13 protein-coding genes are annotated in these 17,609 nt (G+C 40.0%); 8 read left to right on the forward strand and 5 right to left on the reverse strand.

Going from position 1 to position 17,609, the window contains the following annotated elements; translation table 11 throughout:
* Nucleotides 1-48: 48 nt before the first annotated feature.
* Nucleotides 49-2,577 (reverse strand): SLBB domain-containing protein, encoded by a 2,529-nt coding sequence (locus B3C94_RS03590; RefSeq protein WP_293899160.1) that lies wholly within the window; start codon nt 2,575-2,577, stop codon nt 49-51.
* A gap of 356 nt (nt 2,578-2,933) precedes the next feature.
* Here B3C94_RS03590 and B3C94_RS03595 point away from each other — a divergent pair, with 356 nt between their 5' ends.
* The 5 genes from B3C94_RS03595 to B3C94_RS03615 all read left to right on the forward strand — a co-directional run bounded on the left by B3C94_RS03595 (nt 2,934) and on the right by B3C94_RS03615 (nt 7,476).
* Complete coding sequence (locus B3C94_RS03595; RefSeq protein ID WP_293899163.1) at nt 2,934-3,845, forward strand: DUF5106 domain-containing protein; 912 nt, start codon at nt 2,934-2,936, stop codon at nt 3,843-3,845.
* Nucleotides 3,846-3,848: 3 nt separating this feature from the next.
* Nucleotides 3,849-4,307, forward strand: coding sequence for a S24/S26 family peptidase (locus B3C94_RS03600; protein ID WP_293899166.1), 459 nt, complete (start codon nt 3,849-3,851; stop codon nt 4,305-4,307).
* A gap of 82 nt (nt 4,308-4,389) precedes the next feature.
* Nucleotides 4,390-4,659, forward strand: coding sequence for a PqqD family protein (locus tag B3C94_RS03605; protein ID WP_293899169.1), 270 nt, complete (start codon nt 4,390-4,392; stop codon nt 4,657-4,659).
* Between the two features lie 81 nt (nt 4,660-4,740).
* Nucleotides 4,741-6,369, forward strand: a complete 1,629-nt coding sequence (locus B3C94_RS03610) for an ABC transporter ATP-binding protein (protein ID WP_293899171.1) — start codon at nt 4,741-4,743, stop codon at nt 6,367-6,369.
* Nucleotides 6,370-6,561: 192 nt separating this feature from the next.
* A complete protein-coding gene (locus B3C94_RS03615) occupies nt 6,562-7,476 on the forward strand; it encodes a hypothetical protein (protein ID WP_293899174.1) in 915 nt (304 codons plus the stop codon).
* A 93-nt stretch (nt 7,477-7,569) separates the two neighbouring features.
* On the opposite strand, the gene B3C94_RS03620 is transcribed toward B3C94_RS03615, so the two are convergent.
* The 4 genes from B3C94_RS03620 to B3C94_RS03635 all read right to left on the reverse strand — a co-directional run bounded on the left by B3C94_RS03620 (nt 7,570) and on the right by B3C94_RS03635 (nt 14,824).
* The gene (locus B3C94_RS03620; RefSeq protein ID WP_293899177.1) at nt 7,570-9,069 is read right to left on the reverse strand and encodes a S41 family peptidase; all 1,500 of its coding nucleotides are present in this window, start codon (nt 9,067-9,069) and stop codon (nt 7,570-7,572) included.
* Nucleotides 9,070-9,201: 132 nt separating this feature from the next.
* The gene (locus B3C94_RS03625) at nt 9,202-10,758 is read right to left on the reverse strand and encodes a hypothetical protein (protein ID WP_293899180.1); all 1,557 of its coding nucleotides are present in this window, start codon (nt 10,756-10,758) and stop codon (nt 9,202-9,204) included.
* Nucleotides 10,759-11,192: 434 nt separating this feature from the next.
* A complete protein-coding gene (locus B3C94_RS03630; RefSeq protein WP_293899183.1) occupies nt 11,193-12,392 on the reverse strand; it encodes a hypothetical protein in 1,200 nt (399 codons plus the stop codon).
* A gap of 23 nt (nt 12,393-12,415) precedes the next feature.
* Nucleotides 12,416-14,824 carry a TonB-dependent receptor gene (locus tag B3C94_RS03635; protein WP_293899186.1) on the reverse strand — a complete coding sequence of 803 codons (2,409 nt, stop codon included), beginning with the start codon at nt 14,822-14,824 and terminating at the stop codon, nt 12,416-12,418.
* A gap of 332 nt (nt 14,825-15,156) precedes the next feature.
* Between B3C94_RS03635 and B3C94_RS03640 the strand changes: the two genes are divergently transcribed.
* The 3 genes from B3C94_RS03640 to B3C94_RS03650 are packed head-to-tail and all read left to right on the forward strand — an operon-like array spanning nt 15,157 to nt 17,585.
* Complete coding sequence (locus B3C94_RS03640) at nt 15,157-15,489, forward strand: hypothetical protein (protein WP_293899189.1); 333 nt, start codon at nt 15,157-15,159, stop codon at nt 15,487-15,489.
* Nucleotides 15,490-15,492: 3 nt separating this feature from the next.
* Entirely contained in the window at nt 15,493-15,768 is a 276-nt protein-coding gene (locus B3C94_RS03645; RefSeq protein ID WP_293899191.1) for a hypothetical protein, read from the forward strand.
* Nucleotides 15,769-15,779: 11 nt separating this feature from the next.
* Nucleotides 15,780-17,585 (forward strand): PepSY-associated TM helix domain-containing protein, encoded by a 1,806-nt coding sequence (locus B3C94_RS03650; RefSeq protein ID WP_293899194.1) that lies wholly within the window; start codon nt 15,780-15,782, stop codon nt 17,583-17,585.
* Nucleotides 17,586-17,609: the final 24 nt, after the last annotated feature.

Below are 17,609 nucleotides of genomic sequence, written 5' to 3' on the forward strand. Positions count from 1 at the left end.
GACATTTCTCCCTTTTCTCGCATAGCATCCATCTCGATCTTACCTATTTTAACGTAACAATGATACAATAATAGCTGCCAGCGAAGCAATACCTGTTCCTAACCCTACCCAACCTTGAGCACTCATACGCTCTCTCGGTGCGCGTTTGGGAACAACAATTTCAGCTCCTGGCTTAACCTCTGGATATCCACCATCTTTACCTTTTACTGCTCCATTCGCATATTGAACAAAGACACGTTTCTTTAGGGCATTGTCGGTAAATCCTCCGGCCTGGTTAATATAGTATTTTAGGTTCTTCCCCTTAACATAAACCACATTATTAGGATTCAATACTTCCCCGACGACCTTTACTGTTTCCAATTCCTTTGGCACATTGATAATATCGCCGTCTAGAACTAAAAGGTCTCCCTTTTCATAGGGCTTCTCCAAAATTTTATTCAATTCAATTCCTACAAGGTCACTCGGTTCAATATCAGAAGCCGACATTCCTTGTTGCGATACTTTTGCCAAAGCGGAACTTTTTGCTTTGGAGCCATCGTTATTCTTTTCGGTATCCTGATCTAAACTAGAATCTTTCTGATTAATATCTTCATCTAAGTTGTCTTTTTCCAATTCTTTCTTCAACCGCTCATTTTCCTTTTTCTCTTCAGCTTTCAATTTAGACATCCCCGTACGTTTTAGGGAAGCACCTTCCGTATAGGCATAGGGAGTTAAACCTCCAGCACGTTTAATAATATCCGAAATACGTTCATCTTCACGCGCAATGGTATAAAAACCAGGATAAAGCACCTCTCCTTCGATTTTGACCTGACGTTGTGTACGGAACCCTGCATCGCCTAATATGGAGATAACATCATAAGGTTGTAAGGTCATGTTTGGGTCTGTGAGTACACCATCTTTAATATCCACCAAAATGGTTTTTGATGAACGATGATCAGTCACATCGAGGTGTTGAATTCGGCGAGCAATTTCTACCCGTGCATTTTTAGCCGCCTCTGTAAATCCACCGGCTTTTTGGATAAGATCTCCCAACGTAGCATTGCTCGCAAAGGGAAAATCTCCAGGAAAGCGCACTTCACCTTGCACAGTAAATTTATATTCATCTCTTAAATCAAAAATAGACGAGATTTCGATCTTATCTTCTCTTTTTAAGGGAATATCTGCCGCATTGCCAGCTAAGATTTCACGTACATTGAAATTGATCAGTTCCGAAGTATTATCTGCTTTTAAACGGTTGATGATACCACGCTCTAAAAAGGCATCTTCACGTACACCATCTGCCATTTCCAAAACCTGTTTTAATGTCATCCCTGGCTCCAAGCCAAAAATACCCGGGCGGAATACAGCACCTAATACACTGATACGATTGGCAAAGCGTTCCAATATGGGCTCTACAATATATTGGTCTCCACCTTTGGGTGTATAGTTTGCAAACTGGTCTGCATAGATATCCTGTACACTGCGTTCGCGGCCTGTTGTTTGGAGTACTTTAACTTTGGCACTATAGGCGTTCTCGGTAAAATCCCCAGCGTAACGCAAAATATCCGATAAGGACTCTCCAGCCACTGTTTCAAAAATTGCCGGACGCTTAACTTCGCCTTCAAACTGCACTCTTGCCCCGTATACGGGTATATGGATAATATCTTGATCCTGAAGACGGATATTTCCCTGCTGTATGCCATTAGCCAAAAAATCATAGACATCAATGGTGCTTACCACACGATTGCCACGAATTACCTGAATATTACGATAGGTCCCGTTTTTATTAGGTCCGCCAGAGGCATATAATGCATTGAATACCGTCGCTAAAGAGGGTAAACTATAGGTTCCGGGTTTCGTCACCGCACCTGTCAAGGTCACACGAATGGTACGGATATTACCAATATTGACACTCACCTGTGTTCGTCCCGAACGTAGTGCAGGGTAAGTCCCGCTCAAACGTTGCTCGATCTTGCTTTTCGCCGCCGCCACAGATAAACCTGCAACATTGATTTGTCCCACATATTCTACCTTGATGGTTCCATCTGGACTTACCGGAAGTTGATAGGAGGCTTCATTATCGCCCGTGATATCTAATAGAATCTCATCGTCTGGACCAATAATATAGGAACTTGGTGTCGCCATACGCAAGTTAGGCTCAAAAGTAATCGCGTTATTTCTAAAAAGATCTGACCCGAAGATTTTTAACTTCCCTTCTTCATTTTCGATAGAATCGCGTTTATTCGATTGTTTATTCTGCAACGAATCTGTGTTGGAATATCCGTCCACTTGACGTCCATTATTTCGGCTATTAGCTGCGCTATTTGTTCTTCCTTTTAATTGCTCAGGTTGTTGTTTCTTGCGTTTAATTGTAGCCAAACGTTCTTTGAGCTTCTGAACCTCCACTGCAGACACACCCTGTGCACGGGCAAAACCGTCCAGTTGACTTTCATCGTAGCCCATTAATGCGGCCTGCTTTACATATTGCTCAATCTGAGCATCACTAAGATTATCAACTTTTATATTCGCAGGGTTGGTTTGGGCATGTACTGTTCCCACAAATCCTGCTATACATAACCATAATATTATTCTTTTCATTCGATACGTCGGCATTTTGCCGCAAAATTAGTAAAACTATTTAATTAAATGGTTTATAAATTTACTCTACGAAGCCCATTTCCCTCTCATTTTCGCTAACTGGCGGAAAGATTTATCAAAATTTTATAACGTAATTACAAGGGCATTCGCTACCTATTAATTTAAAAATAGTACACAATAACAAATATGTACTCCCCTATTTCACTGCACCTCAACCTATTTCGAATCTATTCGAAACGCTGTTGCATGATGACATTCTATTTTTATATTCAATTAAAACTTTCAGAACAGGAATAGATTCATTCAAGTAGAATCATGAAAGTTTTATTAACTTCGTAAAGTTAAGCATAAATTAAATGAAAAGTCCAACCTTAAGCTTTTGGCTACCCATATGTGTAGTAGCTTTATTTTGTTGCTCCTGTAAAGACAAAACAAAGGGGAAGCAGAAAAGCGAAGTCGAGCATCAAAGTGCCAAACCAATAAGTACTGCAGACAGCACTTTATTCCATTTTTGGGATAAATTTGCGATGCAAGATACAGCGCAGGTAAAAAATCCGGAAAAAGGAGAACAACACCTTGCTGATTTTATTCAGCTCTTGGCACAGACTCCAGATTCGGCAACAAGGGATAAAGCGGTAGATCTCATGCTGGATAAAGCAAAAATTAACCGTACCAGCTTTGATTATTTCATTAAACAATATGAACACTACCTGTATGATGGCAATTCGCCCCTGCGCAATGATGTTCTCTACGAATCGGTACTACGATATTTGATTAAAACAGATGTGCTTTCTGATCTTGAAAAAGAAGCCTATAGACCAACGTATAAATTGGTACTTCGGAATAAAGAGGGGCAAACGGCCGAAGATTTCAGTTATGAACTGACGAATGGCAAAAAACAAAAGCTATCAGAGACAAAAGCTAAATATACCTTCCTGATCTTTTACGATCCGGACTGCTCGCATTGCAAAGAAACCATCCAACAGCTTCGTGATACACCGCAATTGGTGCAGCTCTTTACACAATTACAGGTACAGGTACTGGCTGTCGACCCATGGGGCGACCGCACGAAGTGGAAAAACTATCAAACTGAGTTGTCGTACCAATGGATTAATGGCTTTGACAGCGAAAGTAAAATATTATCTTTCAATTTATACGATCTCAAAGCTTCACCAACCATTTACCTGTTGGATGAGAATAAAAAGGTGCTCTTAAAAGACACCTACTTGCAGCAGGTCATTGCTTATTTTGTTAAAACCAATTCTTAGCTGATGGCTGAAAACTCAAGCGACAGCAAAACACGGGTTATTTCAAATGAAGACTACTTTGCCGAGGTGCAACGCAACCTTCGTGAAGGTAAGGAGGTGCGCATACGCATCAAGGGCAATAGCATGCTTCCATTCATCAAGGATGGGGATACGGTATTATTGCGGGCTTATCAGGGGCAATCGCTTGCTTTAGGAAGCAATATACTCGCCAAAGACAAGAATAAATTTGTCTTCCACCGTTTTGTAGGCAAGAAAAATAATCAATATATATTGGCAGGAGATGGGAATCTTGTCCTCCGCGAATATGTAGAAGCAACAGACATTATCGCTATCGCTTATACGCATTATCCACAAGATAAAGATAAAACCGTAGCGATCAATCGACCCTGGCCGAGATTACGCGGACTGGGCTGGTACCATATCCGTTTGTTGCGCCGTATTGCAGCTAAATTGGCCCGTTGAGAAAGAAAATTGTTAACTTTGCCTTAAAAGAACAGTATTCATGAATACCATTGGATACAGACACGAATAAATAATTATTTATATGAAATTAAGATCAGATTTAGTTTTGAGAACAATCGGTTCAGATCATTTGATCGTGGATCCTAGCCAGGATATGGTTGACCTATCAACAGTGTATACGCTAAATAGCTCTGCTGCATGGTTGTGGGAACAGCTCAAAGGGAAAGATTTCAATATAGACGATATCGTCGAATTGCTTTGTGAAAACTACGACGTAAACGCGGATCAGGCAAAATCTGATGCGGAAATTCTTCTGCAGGACTTCCAAAAACAGGGCCTGTTAGAAAAATAGCCATTATTTCAAACCGAGACATTAAATGAAGAGCATCTGGATATTCCATATGGCAAATAATCAACAAATTGATTGTATGAAATGAACAACAATAGCCTGAAGCAACATCTACGCTGGGCTTGGTCGATCAGCCAGGGATACCGAGGCAAGTTGTTCCTTTATTTCATCCTGGAACTGATCTGCATCGGGCTTTCCCTCGCCTTTGTATTTTTATCCAAAAAGGCTGTTGATACCGCCACTTCCCAGGGAGATCTGCCGCTAAAATGGCTGCTTATTGGCATCGTTGGAAGTATTGCGTTAAATGTCGGTATCAAGGGATATTCGGGTCGCATGATGGAGCAGATCAAACTGATGCTCACACTTCAATTGCAGCGAACGATGCTCGATGCCCAAATGCTCTCGGTATGGAAATTAATCAAAAATTGGCATACAGGCGATATTCAGATCCGCATCCAAACGGACTGTGAAGAAGTCGCCAATACCATCGCCAATACATTCTTGTCTTTTCTATTGACCACGATCCAGCTATTGGCATCAGTCGGTTTTCTATGGTATATGGATCCGATGCTGGCGCTGATGATCCTGGCCATATCCCCCTTATTTGTATTTTCAAAATTATACTTCCGCAAAATGCGCAAGCTCAGCAGGGAAGTCAAGGAGGAGGAAAGCAACTTTTCAAAGGTGCTGCAGGAAAACCTGCGTTTTCGTCTGCTCATTCGGGCAATGGGCATCTTCCCGAAAAGAAGGGAGAAACTCTTGGCGAGCCAGCACCAATTATTTTTGTTGAAAATACGGCAGCTCAACTTTTCAACCTATACGCAGGGGGCAATGAAAGTAGCCATGAACGCGGGTTATTTGGTTGCCTTTATCTGGGGGATTTACAGACTGCAGTCTGGCCAGATTTCATTTGGTACAATGACCGCTTTCCTGCAATTAGTTGCACGAATACAATCGCCCATTCTCGCATTGATTGCCTATATTCCGGGCTTTGTCCGGTTCCGCGTCTCTGCCGACCGTCTACTGGAACTACAGGCCGGCGAGATCGAACCTCAGGTGACACCGCAACGCCTCCACGAGACACAGGAGCTCCGGATCAGCGACCTTTCCTTCCGTTACGAAGATAAGTGGGTTTTACAAAATTTGAACCTTTCCTTAAAAGCAGGTGAGCCAACCGCTATTATCGGACCAAGTGGGAAAGGGAAAACAACATTGATACGTTTGCTACTGGCACTGCTTAAAGCCGAAAAGGGAGAAATCTCACTTATAGACAAGGATGGCGCAAGGCCACTAACCGCCAGCCATCGGATCAACCTCGCGTATATTCCGCAGGGAAATTCGCTTTTCAGTGGTACCATTCGTGAAAATCTGCTCCTTCATGTCAAAGAAGAAGGGTCAATGGACATGCAAAAAGCGCTTTGGCTGGCTTGTGCAGAATTTGTATTTGATCTGCCCGATGGAATCGATACAGTCGTTGGTGAATCTGGCATAGGCTTATCGGAAGGGCAGGCGCAGCGGGTTGCTATCGCTCGCGCACTCATGCACGACGGCGATATCTGGCTCTTTGATGAGGTGACTTCTGCATTGGATAAGACCACCTCAGATACCTTAATACAGCGGCTTTTAACACATGGAAAGCACAAAATCTGTTTGTTTGTAACGCATGACCTGAACCTGGCCGAAAAATGCCAGCAACGTATCTATCTGGACTAAAATTTGTTCGGGCAACTAAAAAGGATAGCAACCAATCGAGTGGAGTATTGTCCCAATGGAGCGCCGAAAATAGTCGCCAACAGCAGGACGGAAATAAAAAGAAATAACGGGCAAATAGAATAAGCAGGTTTTTCTAACGAATTTTTAAAAGACAAATCGGGCATAGCGAGCTCCCGAAATAATTATTTAGACATGAATTTGACGAAATCATCCGAATTATCCCAGACACGCTACCGCATCGCGGAATTGGTATTGGAATTTAATCATCCCGAAGACTATCCCCTGGCACAGCTTCTGCCTTCATTCCGGGACTTCCAATGGCTAGACTCCGCAGACAAAACAGACATTAGCATCACAGTCAGTTTAGCGAAAGCACCGATACCTGAGGATAAAGGTATACTTCGCACAGACGAATCTATTGCATGGGGAGACCGGTTTCGCTTTTATGAAAAAGAGGATACTTTTATCACCACAATTATCAACGAGCAGGGCAATGCCGCCTGGTATCTGCAAAGTGACCGAAACTTTGAACATTCGCTACTCTATGTTCCTGAAAGCACAGCGGATGAACAGACAGGTGTCATTACCTGGATGGCGATGATGATCTTTGGGCAGGCCAGCCTACTGCACCAAACCATTATGATCCATGCTTCTGTGGCAAACCATGCCGGTAGAGGGGTCGCTTTTTTGGGCAAGAGTGGTACCGGTAAAAGCACACATAGCCGCCTCTGGTTAAAACATATTCCAAATACAGTCTTACTTAACGACGATAATCCCGCCATTCGTATAACCGATAAAGGGGTGTTAATTTATGGAACACCTTGGAGCGGCAAAACGCCATGTTATAAAAACGAACAGCTACCATTGCAAGGCTTTGTTCGCCTACAACAGGCTCCCATAAATGAGTTTGAGTGGCAGACTGGCCTTAAAGGTTTTATCGCGGTATTGCCTAGCTGTACCTCCATACGGTGGAACAAGGAGTTGTTCTCAACGATGAATACCATCCTGGAAAAGATCATCGCTCAGGTTCCTGTCGGTTATTTAAAATGCTTACCCGATGCTGCTGCGGCAGAACTATGCCATTCGGCTTTATTTCCGAACGAATAAGAACAATCAGATTTGGACAGCACAAAAAAATCCCTCAAAGTCTCGTCGACATAGGAGGGATTTTTTATAACTATCTTTTGATTGATATCTAGATTAGCGCTTCTTGATCATACCACGATCTGGCCGTATATTGACCTCGCCTTGGTTAAGCGTGCGATAGCCCTTTCGGCTGACGGCATTGATAGAAGCTTTGGTTGTAATGCCCGGTGCTGCCTCATTCAATGCTGTGGCCAACATCGTCTCTTTCTTATCGCCTACGTCGACAAATACATAATCTGTTATATTGCTTTTATCGGGTACAAAACCATCCCAATAGTCCGAAAAATCTGCCGAATTTTTCAACAGAAAGGATACTGGCCAAAAAGACACTTTATTCTGGACAACCTGCTCAAAGAAACCTACTGGTTTGCCATATGTACGCGTGCCAGAGGCTATAATCTGTACCTGCAGATAAGGTTTAAGTACATTGATCAGCATTTCAGCAGCCGATGCCGTGCGGTCGCTCACTAAGAAATAGACTTTACTCAGGTTCAAATTGCTCTTGCCCTCAAATTTTGTATCCTGAAACATCTTATTGATACTCGGTGTAGCCTTGATATAGTCATTCACCTCGTATTTAAGCATCAGCTTTCCTTTCGTAATTGCTCCTCCGATCTTATCGGCAACATAGGCGGAAGCATCCACATAACCCCCACCATTGTAGCGCAAATCAATAATTAAACTTTTAATCTGCTGAGCCTGGAACTTATCAAAAGCTGCATCTACTTTCTGTTGATTGACATTATTGTTCTCAATTTCTTCAAAGGAAGATAAGGCAAGGTATCCTACATTAGTTCCGTTATACGTATAGACAGAATCTTTATAGATAGGATCAATGGTATAGCCGTTCGCATAAGTTAGATCTTTGATCGTTGTTGTTCCGTCTTGATGTTTCACTTGTAGCTTAAGCGTACCTGCATCCAGTGCCGCATTCAGTTTGTTCATCATCTTGTCCCGCGCACTAGCATCATTAATGGTACAGCCGGTAGCCGTGCAGGTGACAGCGATCGAGTAATCGGAATCACCGTTGACAGCCGTAATAAAATCAGACCGTTTGAAACCTGCCTTTTGGGCTGGGGATCCCCCCTCCACAAAATAGATAATGGGATATGCCGTTTTTTCATCTTCGGTACCCAATTGAACATAGATACCATATCCATCATTGGTATCCATCTTGAGTCTGCTAGATGCAGCGGTTCCTGTATTATAGCCATCTAAACCAAGCATGTACGAAAACCTGTCAAATACACCACTCGGATAGGCAGCATGTGCCGGTGTCATTTTCTTCAGTGCATCGAGCACCAAATCTGCCGAACCATATTTATCCGTAAATTGTGAAGGATCGCTCGTATAATCAGGAATGGATTTGTCCCAGAGTGAATATAGTTTGTAATACTTATAGATATCATCCTTGATCAGCTGCGCTTCGGTACGCTCGACCGGTTCGGGTTCGGGCTCTGGTTGAGGAGTATCCTTTTTACAGGAGAAGACAGAAAGTCCAGTTAGTGCTAGGATAGCCAGACGTCCTGTTTGTTTTAATGGCGCTAAGTTCATAGTTGAAACATTTGTAAAACAAACATAAATAATTTACTCCGATCCACAATAAAAAAAAACACGCTAGCCTTGGGGAGTGCCAGCGTGCCTGAATTTGCATTATCTTTTTCGCGATTTTGCTAAATAAAATAATTAATATTTGGGAACAGGTACTATACCTAATTCTACCATACCTGTATTAATTGTATAAATATCATGTGCTTCATGCCAGGGACTTACATCAAATTTATAACCTAAGCTTATCTTATCAGTATACTCCAAAATACCCGTTCCCAGATCATCCGACCCCCCTGTAGTTTTGTAAACAATAGTTTCAGAATTGGTCGTGCTCGACGAGCCTTGACCTTTAACAGATGCACCTAGCTTTACTATTCCTATATTGATCCCACCCGATCCTTCAAATTCCCAAGAGTTAGTGAAGGTTGAACTTGCTGAAACAGTTTTCGTGAATTCAGATCCCGGATCGATTTCCTCAACAAAAAAATGCCATTTATCCCCCAGTTCATACACATTCCAGCCAACAAGTTTTAATGGCTCTGGCAAATAGTACACTCTTGGTTTATTCACATTTTGTTCCTTTTTAAATAATTCAGTTGCACTGACAGAAAATATCTTATATAGAGATTCAAAGCCTCCAGTTCTATTTAAAAAACTCACATGGACTTTAATTTCCAAAATCCCATCAGTCCAATCTCGTAAATCATCCACTATGTATCCTTCTGACGCGCTTTGATTAACAGAAATAGAGTGAATACTTTCGACATATGAATTGTCAAAGCGTCCTGTATCAGTTAAATTATTGATATTATAATATATAAAATCCCTTTGATATTCTTTGTATGCTGCAAGGAAGACCTTAGGGCTTTCCACGTAATTTGCAAAATTTGAATTTAGTGAAGGGTCTCCAAGAAAATTAAAAAACATCTGATGCTTACCATTTGCTGCTGGATATCCATAGGTGGAGGTACTTGCCTTTAAACTCGCTCTATTTCCAGCAAGTTTTTGCTTACTTGAGCTTTCTGAACTTTGTAAATTATCGAAATTGTTATCTATAAAGTAAATCCCACCCTTTTTTGTATAAACTAGCGCGCCCTTATTATCGGTTGTTCCAAGTTTTGCAGTTCTGGCGGGTTCTTCATTACTAACAATAACTCTTTCGTTAGATTTCACTACAACGACGGGAATATCAGGAATTTTATAGTAAGACAATGCCTTAGAGGTCCCATCAGCATTGTACGCAAATAATGATTTTCCTGCTTTCTTATCATCTAAATTTCTTACCGCCACCAGCGGTATATCATCGATAGTGTTCCAATTCTCTGCACTGAATTTTTCCAATTCAGGCACATAAATCGTTAGCAATGGTAGAGTTTCCAACAATTCTCTAAATAAAATAGGATTATCAGAATATTTCTCCAGCGCCGAAGCAAATGTTTCACCATTGTTGAGTTGATTGTCTTTAACAAACTGGTAAAGTACATCATAGTCATTGTTAAATTTTTTTAACGCCTCCTCTTTAATGAAATCCCTGATTTCTTTGTCTTCTAAAGCCCTGGCGAAAACTTTAGAAACATAAGTCATATCGTCTGCGCTTTCCTGGGTAACTGTCTGATCTTCGGAAGTAAACGATTTCTTACATGAGCTTGAAAATAAAAGCAATACTAAGCTAATAATAGTTAATCTTTTCATATATTATTTTTATTTATAATAATTCTAAACAAAGATAATTTATCATTGAAAAAAAACAAAGATAAATTTCATTTTTTTTCGTAAAATTAAATGACAACTTAAAAGTATATTAAAAAGACCAACCAATAAAAAAAACGGATTAATCAATAAAGAAACAGTAACACACGAAATTTGGTTAAGAAAATATATTATCGATATGATGACTATTCATTAAAAGGTATGAATAGGGATAAGATCCGTTACAGATCTGCAAAAAAAAACACGCTAGCCTTGGGGAGTGCCAGCGTGTTTACTACCTATTGAAAAACGTTATAATAACAACTCATCATAGATAAAGTTTTAAAAAGATAAAAAATGTTTAAAATTTTACCTTTCCTGGGTTTTTAACAGATTTGTGTCATTGCTTTATTCTTCAACAAATAATTAATAGCAATTTATTTCAATTTATTGATATGATAGACCTGCGTAACTCCCGGGTCTATTTCAGCACCTTTAATAACGGTATTTTTACTGATATCATAAGCATAGATAAACCACTTTGCTTCAGGCGTTTTCACTGCTGTATAAAGCTTACCGTCCTCAATCAAGTTGATAGTTGTCGTAGGGTCACCACCAGTCATATCTGATAAATTTGCGACAATTCTTTTATTGGCAACGTCAATAACATATGGTCTGATGTAAGCTTTTCCATCACCTAACCAAGCCAAATCCCCTCCTTTTACAGCATAGTCTTTAAGATCATATAAATAGCTTTTGTCAAATTCGGTTTGACCATTGTTTACACGCAATATAGCATAGGTACCATCTGTTTTACCTCGTGTCAGCAAATAAAGATTGTTGTTGTCATCGAGGAAAGAATAGTTTTCTCTCTGCCAGTGACCAGCAACATAGCTCGCACGGTCGTCACTCATAATATGACCATTCGCCATACTTGGATAATCACAGATATAAGCATAAGCTTTTGTGTTGACAGGCTTATAATCGAAAGTGTAATAATAAAAGCCAAAATAGGCTTTTCCTCCCCCCACACGCATACTAGTCACGTTAAGGATAGTCGGATCGACAGTGCCGTCAGCCTTATAAACGGTATAATCCAAAGTCGGGATCTGTGCTTTTAAAGTTTTATTTAGCGTCATATCCTTCGTATTCATAAAGTAAATGTCTTTTTCAAATACTTTTTTCTCCAAGTTTGCATCACTGGCACCTGTTGATGTAAATACGATTTCGTCTGTTGTACTGAACTGACTAGCGACCTTCCCAAGATAGAAGTATCCCGGGAATGCATAGTTATCAACTTCTTTAAACTCGCCGGCATCTGTCAATTGATGCTTGCTGAAACGTGTACCATCATTAGAAAGGTAATAATTACCATTAAAGACATAAGCATAACCTGCATAACGGGCTTGAGGTAAAAATGCAGTAATATCTGTCCCCTTATTATTTGCCGGTGATAACAGGGTATCCTTCATGATCTGATCTGTCGTCAATAGATATGATCCATTTGCTGTTGCAACCCAAACTGAGTATTTTGATTCAACAGGCTCCGTCGCGTCAGGAACATTCGGGCTATCTTTACAAGAAGATATCAACAGTGCGGCTAATGCACAATAGCCAAATAGTCTATTTTTTTTCATGATTATTGATGTTTTTTGATTAACTATAGTAAGGAAACTCTAAATTTTACATAAAATGCCCGTCCGGGTTTTTGAAGACGAAAGTTATCATAGGCGCGCTCATCAAAAATATTTCGGGCTTCTCCAGAGATATTATACCGGTTGTGATTCCAAGAGTAACTTAAGAGCAAAGAATGGACGAGCTGGGTCGGAATATAGCTTTTAGAAGCCAAAGAGCCAAGATGACTATCGCTTAAATAAAACCATTTGGTATACTGCGTTGTCCAGTTTATCTGTGTACGGCTACCTTTGCTGAACCAATTGTTTTGCGCAAACCCCAGATCCAAGTTGCCATATACCCAAGGTCGATTTGGAATCTGATAACCATATGTTAAGCTAACCTGTTGATTTGTATCATCAGTGAACTTTTGATTGTCAATAGCCTTATCATAACTACCATTTAATGCAGCAGTAATAACATCCTTATAGCCGTAGCGAAACTCAAAACTTCCACCATACAATTTGACTCCCGGAATATTATAATATTGAAATTTATCTCGCTCATTGTCGACTACAACACGAATATTAAGATAATCTTTTGCTAAGCGGTAGAACCCAGAAATATCAAAATTGATAAAATGATTTTCATTAAAAAAGGTGTTATAATAAAAACCTGTATTTACGTTGTCACTGCGTTCGGGTTTGATATCCCAATTGGAAAGGTAATTTTGTCCATCGCCATATATTGCATCCATTGATGGCATATTATACGCGCGTTCTGCCGATAACTTGACTCCTCCATCCTTAAAGATACGGTAACGTGAAGCAAAGCTATATCCTGTAAATCCAAGATATCTTGATTGGCCAATAATGGCGCCGCCTACAACCTCATTATTATCGCCGAATAGCCGTTGATCAATTTCTTGATAAGTATCCAACCCGTAGTATTTGATGGCAATATTGTTTACTAAACGTTTCTCTAGCCATTGATTTTGCCATGCCAAACCAACTATATGTTTAACTAGATTATTGGGTAATCCTGAGGTATTATTATTTAATACTTTGTCATAGGATTGGCGGTCATTGGTACTTAAATTATAGTTTAAGTTTAAGCTGTTATTGCGACTTTCATCAAAGTCGTAATTAAAATTAGCCCTGGCAAGTATACTAGCAGTATTATATTTCGTATGAACCTCATTGCGTAAAGCTTGTCCTATTGAATTAGTTATCGGTTTACCGGTCCATTCATAGTTATATTTCGCCGTATCTCTGACGTGGGACACATCATAACCATAGTTTGCATAAATATCGGCATAGAGGCGCTCAACGAGGAAATTCTGTTTTTTATAGCTAATGGTGGGCATAATATAGGCCGATTCTCGCCAGTTGCCACCATATACCGTGTTTATTGTCGCTCCAAGCTGATTTTGTTTGTTATTTGCGGCATAGGTTAAGCCAATGAAAAATTGGTCCGCCCAACTCTTATCGCGAAGCCCCACCTCAATTTGCCCCATCGCCGAATAATAACGGTCGTTGAATCGCTTTGCTTCATCAATAGGCACGAATTTGTTGTTGACAACTTTTTCCAATATTACTCCGTATTTTTCCTCCGTATACATTTTATAACTATTGTCTGAATAGTTATAAAATGCATTTGTGCGTACTGAGAGCTTATTTTTAGGATTTGTATACATCCCCACCAAGGATGCTTGATGTGTATTAAAGGATCCATAACTATAACTCAAATCCAGAAAGTGTCTATTCCTTTGTTTTGTAATAATATTGACGGCACCACCAAGAGCATCCGAACCCAAAAATGCTGGAACGACTCCTTTGTAGATTTCGATCCGGTCGACTAGATTGACCGGTATATTATTCAACGACATGGCAGGCCCAAAATCATCCATCGGAACGCCGTCTATGTATATTTTCGCGGCCAATCCGTTGATACGGAATACAAAATTGGACCCCAGTCCACCATCTTCGCGAATGGTTACCCCAGGAGCAGTCCGAAGAATCTGATTGACTGTAGCCGTTTGATTAGCGTATCGGTTCATATCAATTACACTGACATTGAATCCCGATCTTTTTATCTCTCCGACACGACGTTGGTTGTCTGTCTGCCCTCTCACATTGACCAACTCAAGAACGTGTTCATCTTTTTTAAGCTGAAAGTCTTTATAAATTTCATTGCCTTTTAAAAGGATATTTTGTGTGATGTAACCCACAGAAGTTACTTCTAACTTATATGGGGGCTTGGAATCCACGCGTAATTTGTAAAATCCATCCACATCTGTAGAGGTCCTGCTATCAGTACCAGTAATACTGACAGTAGCACTTTCAATCCCTTTTCCAAACAGATCTTTAACATATCCTGTAATGGTGGTCTGAGCATGCGCAGAGGTCGTCAGTATAAATAACGATATAAAAAAAAAGTAGGTAGACTTTAACATATTAGTTTGGTAATAATTTTTTAGTATCAATGAGCAGAATTCTTATTCCATAATGTGCTTTTCTCGAAATCATATAAAGTGTCAAGTTTCATAAGCGGGACAAATATAAATTTATTTAGATTAATTACAAATAATATTTATTATTAAATACTTCTCTTGTATATATCAAAACATATTAATAATGAACTTTGTGACGGAATAATTGCCGGTTAATTCTGAAAAGCACAAACTTACTTATAGGATTGTGGAAACAAATATATTTAATATATTTGCACTGTTTAAAATCAATCTAAATAAACACAATGGTTTTTACTGCTAACAAATCATAAACTATGTACACATTTTTATTGCTGCTTATTTTCACCGGTAGCTTTTTCTGGTACTGTTCCTCCGAAAAGGTCAAAATAACACAAGGCCCCAACCTCTTGTTGAATCTTGCAAAAGATAAAAACCGCTCAAGAATATTAGCCATTGTCCTTCTCGGACTGGCATGGATACTAACTATCTATCTACAGGGCATACTCTCAGGAACACTGGCCTTTGGCGCTTATACCATGGGATTCTTCAGCCTAGTTGTACTTTTATGGCCCTATCGATATTTTCAGTGGAAACAACTGACAGCTGTCCTTCTAATCGCTCTTCTTTTTGAATTTTTTATCTTTTAAAACATGCCGGCCAATAAAAAATATCTGAGCAGCCCATTCCAACGTTTCCTCAAATTGACCGCCGGATTCTTTGGTGGTTATTTCGTGATGTTATATCTCCATCTTTGCCTAACAAAAGTATTTGATAAAACAGACATTTTAATTACGGCCTATGTTACAGGTTTTATCGCTTGGGGTGTGTTATTGCTTGTTGCCTTTCTTTCACGAAACGGTTGGATAATATGGGGCATATACCTGCTTCTTATTGCTATATTCTATAGCATATTTATCTACCTATAATCACCTACATTATGAATCTAAGACGTTATAATATCTATTTCAATACGCATACAATCTCAGGAATAATCATCTGTGCAATCTTGTATGTGATTTTCTTTGCTGGATCATTTTCATTTTTTAAAAACGAAATTAATGCCTGGCAAAAAAATGAATCCGACAAAGGTGGAACCTACCGAAATATCGTTTTTGACCACCTATTGGACTCCATTGGACAGATCAAAGAACTCAAAGGCCGGGATATTGCGTTCTATATGCAACATAATGGCCATGCTAGCTATGTCAATATAGGTACATCACAAGATACGCTCGTTGCCAACAAAGCCAAAGCATTGGCAGCAAAAAAAGAACTCGAGGAAAAAAAGAATAGAAAAGCGAACGTAGAGGAAGGGAAAAAGAAAAAAAGAGGCCGTGGGCGCCGTGGTGCAGAGGACTCCATGTATTTCACTTATGATCTGGCAACAAAAAAGCCTTCGGACTATAGTGATGGCTATACCATGGGAGAGTTTCTCTACCGTCTACATTTCCTGGCTCCGCTCAACCAGATCGGAATAAATATCGGACGCCCTTTTGGTTATACCCTGGCTGGACTAGTATCCTTTATCTTCCTATTCGCATTGATCTCAGGTCTAATGCTTCACTGGGACAAAATCAAATCAAACTTCTTTGTATTTAGGCCCGGAAATAAATGGAAAACGGTATGGACGGACATGCACACAGCCCTGGGTGTGATCGGATTCCCTTACCAGTTTATGTATGCGCTGACGGGGATCGTGCTGATTGTGAACTCGGTACTGATTATCCCCTTTAGCAAATACCTATACGATGGTAAGGAGGATGAGGTTTATGCTGCGCTCGGTTACAACGACAATACAAAATATACTTATTTGTATCAACCGCTCACCACAGCTTTCAACATGGGAGATTTTTTAGATAAAGTTGAGAAAAAATGGCCAAATAGCCATATGAACCGCATCTTTATCAAAAACTACGGCGACAAAAGCATGCATGTCGTTGCCTTATATGATGCTGATATTGATAAAAATTTCGCTGGTTCGGGAAGACTGATCTATCGCGTAGCCGATGATAAGATCCTTTTTGAAAAACCCGCAGCAGAAAACGGGTCCTATCTAGATTATATGAAGGGATTCATTTACCGCCTGCATTTAGCAGATTTTGGAGGCTACCCCGTCAAAATCATTTACTTTGTTTTGGGTATCATGGGCTGTTTTGTCATCATTTCAGGTATTCTAATCTGGCTGGTCGCACGTGACAAGAATAATATTCCCAAACGTAAACGCATCTTCAACTTTTGGGCAGCCAATGTATTTATGGCGAGCTGCCTGACGATGTTCCCAGTCACTGCAATGACCTTTATTGCGGTCAAGTTGGCTCCAAAAGTGGATCAGCCTTTTATATTTCACGTGTATTTTTATAGCTGGTTAGTATTGGGTGTTTTTTACATTCTCCGACGTAACATAGGGAAAACAAACTTAGAAACACTCCTGATCGGTTCTATATTGTCTTTAGCGGTCCCTATGGTGAATGGAATAAAAACGGGGAACTGGATATGGGTAACTTACCGCTCAGGCGCAAAAGACATTTTATTGGTAGACCTGCTCTGGTTATCCTTGGGTATAATCGGACTGCTAATCTTTAAAAAAATGCTACATGCTGCTAAAAAGGAAAGTGAAAAAAATAAAAAAGTAACGCGGGGAGATGCTAAAGATCGCATAGATACAGAGGCTATTGGAAATAGTAAGCCATCTCCGCCCAAAAGAGCATTCGCCCTAAAAAACAATTCTCCTACAGAGATCTAAAACTTCGTTGTTCATATCTGCACT

The organism is Sphingobacterium sp. UBA5670 (genome assembly GCF_002420705.1).
Lineage (GTDB): Bacteria > Bacteroidota > Bacteroidia > Sphingobacteriales > Sphingobacteriaceae > Sphingobacterium.